Source organism: Actinoalloteichus spitiensis RMV-1378, from assembly GCF_000239155.1.
GTDB classification, from domain to species: domain Bacteria; phylum Actinomycetota; class Actinomycetes; order Mycobacteriales; family Pseudonocardiaceae; genus Actinoalloteichus_B; species Actinoalloteichus_B spitiensis.
Map to the genome: position 1 here is coordinate 1 of NZ_AGVX02000030.1, position 7,084 is coordinate 7,084.

General features: G+C 71.9%; 7 protein-coding genes. 5 read left to right on the forward strand and 2 right to left on the reverse strand.

What is annotated here, in order from left to right:
* A partial coding sequence (locus ACTIDRAF_RS0201630) for a hypothetical protein (protein WP_016696966.1) occupies positions 1 to 486 on the reverse strand: 486 nt, incomplete at its 3' end.
* Entirely contained in the window at positions 483 to 1,253 is a 771-nt protein-coding gene (locus ACTIDRAF_RS0201635) for an alpha/beta hydrolase (RefSeq protein WP_016696967.1), read from the reverse strand. The genes ACTIDRAF_RS0201635 and ACTIDRAF_RS0201630, both read right to left, overlap by 4 nt.
* A gap of 177 nt (positions 1,254 to 1,430) precedes the next feature.
* Here ACTIDRAF_RS0201635 and ACTIDRAF_RS0201640 point away from each other — a divergent pair, with 177 nt between their 5' ends.
* The 5 genes from ACTIDRAF_RS0201640 (at position 1,431) to ACTIDRAF_RS0201660 (ending at position 6,995) form a co-directional block, all read left to right on the forward strand.
* Positions 1,431 to 2,180 carry a lysophospholipid acyltransferase family protein gene (locus ACTIDRAF_RS0201640; protein ID WP_026065675.1) on the forward strand — a complete coding sequence of 250 codons (750 nt, stop codon included), beginning with the start codon at positions 1,431 to 1,433 and terminating at the stop codon, positions 2,178 to 2,180.
* A 106-nt stretch (positions 2,181 to 2,286) separates the two neighbouring features.
* Entirely contained in the window at positions 2,287 to 2,802 is a 516-nt protein-coding gene (locus ACTIDRAF_RS0201645; RefSeq protein ID WP_016696969.1) for a polyadenylate-specific 3'-exoribonuclease AS, read from the forward strand.
* 332 nt (positions 2,803 to 3,134) lie between these two features.
* Positions 3,135 to 4,160, forward strand: a complete 1,026-nt coding sequence (locus tag ACTIDRAF_RS0201650) for a 6-phosphofructokinase (RefSeq protein WP_016696970.1) — start codon at positions 3,135 to 3,137, stop codon at positions 4,158 to 4,160.
* Between the two features lie 189 nt (positions 4,161 to 4,349).
* The gene (locus tag ACTIDRAF_RS0201655; RefSeq protein ID WP_026065676.1) at positions 4,350 to 5,726 is read left to right on the forward strand and encodes a class II 3-deoxy-7-phosphoheptulonate synthase; all 1,377 of its coding nucleotides are present in this window, start codon (positions 4,350 to 4,352) and stop codon (positions 5,724 to 5,726) included.
* Positions 5,727 to 5,924: 198 nt separating this feature from the next.
* Entirely contained in the window at positions 5,925 to 6,995 is a 1,071-nt protein-coding gene (locus ACTIDRAF_RS0201660) for a peptidoglycan recognition protein family protein (protein ID WP_016696972.1), read from the forward strand.
* Positions 6,996 to 7,084: the final 89 nt, after the last annotated feature.

Sequence of the window (7,084 nt, forward strand, 5' to 3'; positions counted from 1 at the left end):
GGGGCCCGGCGGCCCCCCCTGCCGCAGTTTGAGCAGCAGCAGCCCGACCGCTGCGCTGATCACGAGCAGGCCGAGCGGCAGCGCCACGTCCCGGCTCAGACCGAGCAGCGACGGGAAGACAAGCAGGAGCAGGCCGAGGCCGATCAGGGCGAGCGCCCCCACCGTGCTGCGCTTCGGGCGGGGCAGCGGCGGTGGCTCCGGGGGCTCGAAGTGCCCCTCGTCCTCCTCCGCCGCCTGCCGGGCGGCGCGTTCCCGCTCCTCCTCGGCCAGAGCGGCCGCGGCGGACTCCTCCCGGTCCTGCTGGGCCCGGAGTTCGCGCTCGCGTTCCTCCTCGTCCGAGGGGGCCTCGCGGCGCCGGCGCCGGCCGTCCTCCTCCTCGGGCCAGGGCGGACTGCCACCGGTGTCCCGGCGCAGCCCCTCGATGATCTCGGCGAACGCCGCGTCGATGTCCTCCGGGTTGTCCGCCCCACCCGGGCTTCGGGTCATGGCCGGTCTCCTGCCTGAGCTGCGTGCACCCGCCGCACGAAGTCGACACTCCGGTTGAAGATGATGTCCGCGTCGTAGTCGAGGGTGGCCACGTGGCCGCTGTCGGTCAGCACGACGTCGGTGACATCGGTGCTCCGCACCGAGTCAAGCACGATTCGTGAGTTGACCGGCTCGACGACCTCGTCGACCACTGAGTGGAACAGTAGGACGGGTTGGCGAACTTTGCCGAGGTCCGCTCGGACGAGCCGCCACAGCTCGGCGAGGGTGGCCACGGACCGCAGGGGCAGGCGGTCGTAGCCCACCTCCCGCACGCCGGGCTTGGCGATGCCGCCGGCGATGCCCCGCGTCGTCGGCATGACGTGGGCCAACCAGGGGGTGAGGGCGGCGAGCCGGCGCCGGGTCATCACCGACGGGTTGACCAGCATGAGTCCGGCGATGTCCGACTGGCGGAGCTCCGCCAACCGCAGGGCGAGCGTGCCGCCCATCGACAGGCCGGCGACGAACACGGTCCCGCACCGGTCCCGCAGCTCGTCCAGGGACCGTTCGACGCACTCGTACCAGTCCTGCCAGCGGGTCCTGGCGACCTCACGCCAGTGGGTCCCGTGGCCCGGGAGGCGGGGGCAGCGCACCGAGTAGTCCTCCGCCGCCAACCGTTCACCCCAGGGCCGGAGGCTGTGCGGGGAACCGGTCAGGCCGTGGCACAACAGGACACCGACGTCGGCCGAGCCGTCGTGTTCGAACGGTTCGGCGCCGGGCAGCACGGGCACTGCGGCCTCCTCCGGGAGATCGGTCACTGGCGCACCCCGGCACATCGTCGCACGCGGGACGGGCCACTGGCGGGGGGTGCGTCGCGGCCCGACTGGCTACGCTGGTGCTTGCTCCGGGCGCCGGTTCCCGGTCGCCGAGGGGTTCCGGGTTCGTAGCTGAGGGAGGCGCAAGCCACAGTGATGTACTGGCTGATGAAGAATATCTTCATGGGCCCGCTGATGCGGTTGTTCTTCTGGCCGCGCATCGAGGGCGCGGAGAACATCCCCCGTACCGGCGGAGCCATCCTGGCCGGCAACCACGTCGCGGTGGCCGACTCCTTCTTCATGCCGCTCCGGGTACCGAGGAGGGTCACCTTCCTCGCGAAACGCGAGTACTTCACGGGCAAGGGCGTCAAGGGCTGGCTGAAGAAGATGTTCTTCACCGGCGTCGGTCAGGTCCCCGTCGACCGTTCCGGCGGTTCCGCCGCGCAGGCGGCCCTGGACACCGCGGTGCGCCTGCTCAACGAGGGCAAGTTGCTCGGCGTCTACCCGGAGGGCACCCGGTCGCCCGACGGGCGCCTGTACAAGGGCAAGACCGGCGTGGCCAGGATGGCCCTGGAGGCGAAGGTCCCGGTCATCCCGGTCGTGGTCTTCGGAACGGACAAGGCCAACCCCATCGGTTCCAAGATGTGGCGCCCGCACCCGATCCGCATCAAGGTCGGGAAGCCGCTCGACTTCTCCCGGTACGACGGTCTGGCGGGTGACCGGTTCGTCGAACGGGCCATCACCGACGAGATCATGTACGCGCTCATGGAGCTGTCCGGGCAGGAGTACGTGGACATCTACGCGACCAAGGCGAAGGAGGAGCTGGCCAGCGGCACGGTCCCGGTTCCGCCCCGGGTCCCCGCCACCGAGGTGGACAGGCTCCCCCAGTCGAAGGCGAGCTGACCAGGCCACGGCGCGGTCGTCGAGGCGTGCGTCCGGCGTCGAGGGGGTTCGCCGGGCGCCTCCGCCCCCTCGCCCCGATCGGGTAAGGGCCGCCTAGGGTGGGCGGGTGCGGTACTTCTACGACTGCGAGTTCATCGAGGACGGGGTGACCATCGACCTGGTGTCGATCGGGGTGGTCGATGAGAACGGTCGTGAGTTCTACGCCGTCTCCACCGAGTTCGACCCGGGGCGGGCCGGTAGCTGGGTCCGCAACAACGTCCTGTCGAAGCTGCCGCCCCCGGCCAGCCCGGTGTGGCGTGACCGGTCCCGGATCCGGGCCGAACTGCTGGAGTTCCTGACCGGCCCGGAGTCCGGGCCCGGTGAGGTTGAGCTGTGGGCCTGGTACGCCGCCTACGACCACGTCGTCCTGGCCCAGCTCTGGGGTGCGATGCCCGCCCTGCCGGCCCAGCTCCCCCGCTTCACCAGGGACCTCCGGCAGCGGTGGGAGGACGTCGGCCGCCCCCGGTTGCCCGCGCCCCCGGACGACGCGCACGACGCCCTGGCCGACGCCCGGCACAACCGGGAGCGGTGGCGGGTCATCGACGAGCGGTGGCGCTCGCTCGTGGGACGTCGTGCCAGCTGACCGATGACCGAGCCAGCCCGCCCCGGCTGGGGCCCCGCGTGCCGGCGAACCGGTGTGCCTCCAGGCTCCGGCCTGCCCGACCGGGGGCGGAGCGGCCGCCCGGACCAGGGGGACCGCTGGTGGTCCCCCTGACCCCGCCGGCGGGATGCCGGCGGGAGCGGGAAGATCGCCAAGCCCCGTTGCTGCACCGATCCAGCGCATGGCACTCTCTCCCCCGTAGTGATGTCAGCCACGCCGTAGCAGCGTGGTCGCACAGCTTCCGGCGACGGGCGTTCGAGCAGGAGGCCGGGCAGGCCCGTCGTCGGGGTCTTCAAGGGAGGCGAGTCGAGCAAATGCGCATCGGGGTGCTCACCGGAGGCGGCGACTGTCCGGGCCTGAACGCGGTCATCCGGGCCGTCGTCCGCAAGGGCGTGGAGGTCCACGGGCACGACTTCGTGGGCTTCCGCAACGGGTGGAAGGGGCCGATCGAGGGCCTGACCAGGCCGCTCGGGTTGGACGAGGTCGAGGACATCCTCACGAGGGGTGGCACGATCCTCGGGTCGTCCAGGACCAACCCCTACAAGGTCGACGGCGGCGTCGAGGCGATCAAGCGCACCCTGGCCCAGGAGGGGGTGGACGCGTTGATCGCCATCGGCGGCGAGGACACGCTCGGGGTCGCCAAGAAGCTCACCGACGACGGGGTGGGCGTGGTCGGCGTGCCGAAGACGATCGACAACGACCTGAACGCCACGGACTACACCTTCGGCTTCGACACCGCGGTGCACATCGCCACCGAGGCGATCGACCGGCTTCGCACCACGGCCGAGTCCCACCACCGGGCGCTCGTCGTCGAGGTGATGGGTCGGCACGCCGGGTGGATCGCCCTGCACTCGGGGCTCGCCGGTGGGGCCAACGTCATCCTGGTTCCGGAGAAGCCGTTCAACGTCGACCAGGTCGTGGGCTGGGTCGAACGCCGTTTCGAACGGGAGTACGCGCCCATCATCGTGGTCGCCGAGGGCGCGATGCCCGAGGGCGGTGCCGAGGTGCTCCAGACCGGCGAGAAGGACGCCTTCGGGCACGTGCGGCTCGGCGGTGTCGGTACCTGGTTGGCGGACGAGATCGCGGCCAGGACCGGCAAGGAGTCCCGGGCGGTCGTGCTGGGTCACGTCCAGCGCGGCGGCACTCCGACGGCCTACGACCGGGTGCTCGCCACCCGGTTCGGCCTGCAGGCGGTGGACGCGGCGACCGAGGGCGACTTCGGTGTGATGGTCGCGCTGCGCGGTACCGACATCGTCAGGGTGAAGCTGTCCGAGGCCACCGAGACCCTGAAGACGGTGCCGTCGGAGCGTTACGCTGAAGCCGAGGTGTTCTTCGGCTGATCCTCACGGTTAGCCTGTTCGGGTGATATCGTCGAGCACGGGTGGGAGAGGCGGCGTGGTCGTCCGGCTTCCGCCCGTGCTCGTGGTGCCTCCGCAGGGGCGCCCGACGGGTGCGCGTTCGCCGAGCGTTCTCCCCTTCGTCGTCTCGGCCGGGACGGGTCGCCGCCGGTAGCCGCTAAGCTGGCTGCCGTGAATTGGACCGTTGACGTGCCGGTGGAGACCCTGCCCGAGCTCCCGCCGCTGTCGGCCGAGCTGCGCGACCAGCTGGACGCCGCGCTGGCCAGGCCGGCCGCCCAGCAGCCGGAGTGGCCGGATCCCGAGGCCGTCCGCCAGGTGCGGGCGGTGCTGGAGAGCGTGCCGCCCATCACCGTGGCCGCCGAGGTCGACCTGCTGCACCAGCGCCTGGCCGACGTGGCCAGGGGCGAGGCGTTCCTCCTGCAGGGCGGGGACTGCGCCGAGACCTTCGCGGACAACACCGAACCCCACATCAAGGCGAACATCCGCACCCTGCTGCAGATGGCCGTCGTCCTCACCTACGGCGCGAGCCTGCCTGTCGTGAAGGTCGGCCGTATCGCCGGCCAGTACGCCAAGCCCAGGTCCTCGCCGACCGACGCGCTGGGACTGCCCTCCTACCGGGGGGACATCGTCAACTCGCTCCGGGCCACGCCGGAGGCCCGGGTGCCCGACCCGTCCAGGATGATCCGCGCCTACGCCAACGCCGGCGCGACGATGAACCTGGTGCGCGCCCTCACCTCCGCCGGGATGGGTGACCTGCACCGGGTGCACGACTGGAACAAGGACTTCGTGCTGAACTCCCCGGCCGGAGAGCGCTACGAGGCGCTGGCCGGCGAGATCGACCGGGGACTGCGGTTCATGTCCGCCTGCGGCGTCCGGGACACCAACCTCCACACGGTGGAGGTGTTCTCCAGCCACGAGGCGCTCCTGCTCGACTACGAGCGGGCGCTGCTGCGGCTGGACAACGGCAAGCTCTACGACCTGTCCTCCCACTTCCTGTGGATCGGTGAGCGCACCCGGCAGCTGGACGGCGCGCACATCGCGCTGGCGGAGCTGCTGGCCAACCCGATCGGCCTCAAGATCGGGCCGTCCACCACGCCGGAGATGGCGGTCGAGTACGTGGAGCGGCTCGACCCGGAGAACGTGCCGGGCCGGCTGACGCTGATCAGCAGGATGGGCAGCACCAAGGTGCGGGAGGTCCTCCCCGCCATCGTGGAGAAGGTCACCGCCACCGGACACCAGGTGATCTGGCAGTGCGACCCGATGCACGGCAACACCGTCGAGTCCGTGACCGGCTACAAGACGCGGCACTTCGACCGGGTGGTCGACGAGGTGCAGGGCTTCTTCGAGGTGCACCGCGCGCTGGGCACCTACCCCGGTGGCGTTCACATCGAGCTGACCGGTGAGGACGTCACGGAGTGCCTGGGCGGCGCCCAGGACATCTCCGACTCCGACCTGGCGGGCCGTTACGAGACGGCGTGCGACCCGCGTCTGAACACCCAGCAGTCGCTGGAACTCGCGTTCCTGATCGCCGAGATGCTGCGCGCCTGACCCCGTGCCCTGGCGCTGGGGCGCCGGGGCGGTACCGCGAGGGGTGGGAACCTCGGTCCGCCACGGACCGGCATTCCCATCCCTCTTTCGTGGCTCAGCCCGTCGTGGCGCGTTTGCGGGAGCCCACCGCTCGTCGTTGACTCTGATACCCGGGGTTCGGGACTCCTCGCCCGGACGAACGCCGTCCTTAGGAGAGTCATGGCCACACGACGTGATCTGCTGACCGGTGTGCTGCTCGGTGCGGGCGCGATGGCGCTGGGGGCGCCGCGTGCCCTCGGCTCCACCAGCGGGGGTGCGGCTCCTCTCCCCGTGGCGTCCCCCGAGGTGAGCGACGGACAGCAGGTGGCCCTCAGCGAGGGCACGAGCCGGGTGGGCCTGCTCTTCGACGGGCCGCTGGCGGGGACGGACGCCGGGGCCCTGCGCTCGCTGCCCTCGGGTGACTGGCATCCGCTCACCGTCCTGGAGGACGGGCGGGACGACCTGCCGCCGCGCACCTCCGCGCTGGTGCCGGTTCCCCCGGCGACCCGGTCGGTGGAGGTGCGGTTGCCCGCCGGGCACCACGTCGCGACCGTGCTGGCCTTCGGGGACGGCGCGGCCGGGCGCGAGGAGCCGGTCGAGGACCTGACGGTGCCGGGGGAGAGCGGCCCGGGGCTTGGGGTGGTGAGCCGGGCCGGGTGGGGCGCGGACGAGAGCCTGCGGTTCGGCGCCGACGGGGAGGAGCTGTGGGAGCAGGAGTTCACCCGCCCGCAGGTGCTCACCGTGCACCACACCGCCATCGCGCCCTCCGCCGACCACGCCGCCGACATCCGGCACGTCTACCGGCTGCACGCCGTCAGCAACGGGTGGGGCGACATCGGGTACCACCTGCTGATCGACCCGGAGGGGCGGATCTACGAGGGACGGGTGTCCGGTCAGGACGGGCACCCCGTCTTCGACCGGGACCCCCAGCTCGGCGCGCCGCTGGCGGTGACCGCGGGGCACGTCGCCAGCCACAACAGGGGCAACATCGGGGTCTGCCTGGTCGGGGACTTCTCGGTGTCGGCTCCCGCGCCTGCGGCCGTCGACAGCCTCGTCCGGGTGCTCGCCGCCCTGTGCTCCTGGTGCTCCCTGGACCCGCAGGGCACCACGAACTGGACGGATCCGGTGACCGGTGCGGAACGCACGATGCCGGTGATCTCCGGCCACCGCGACTGGAAGGTGACGCAGTGCCCGGGGGACGCCTTCCTCCCCAGCTTCGACGAGCTGCGCCGCCTGGTCGCCGAGGCCTGAGCTGCCAGGAACCCGGCGGGTGTCTCCACCCGCCCGGAGCCACCCGGCGCCGGAGGCGCGGGCGGGGCGTCCGCGCCTCCGGCGTGCCT

Excerpts from the sequence above, each read along its gene's own strand:
- ACTIDRAF_RS0201660 (WP_016696972.1), top strand. The coding sequence starts at position 5,925 with ATGGCCACACGACGTGATCTGCTGACCGGTGTGCTGCTCGGTGCGGGC.
- ACTIDRAF_RS0201650 (WP_016696970.1), top strand. The coding sequence starts at position 3,135 with ATGCGCATCGGGGTGCTCACCGGAGGCGGCGACTGTCCGGGCCTGAAC.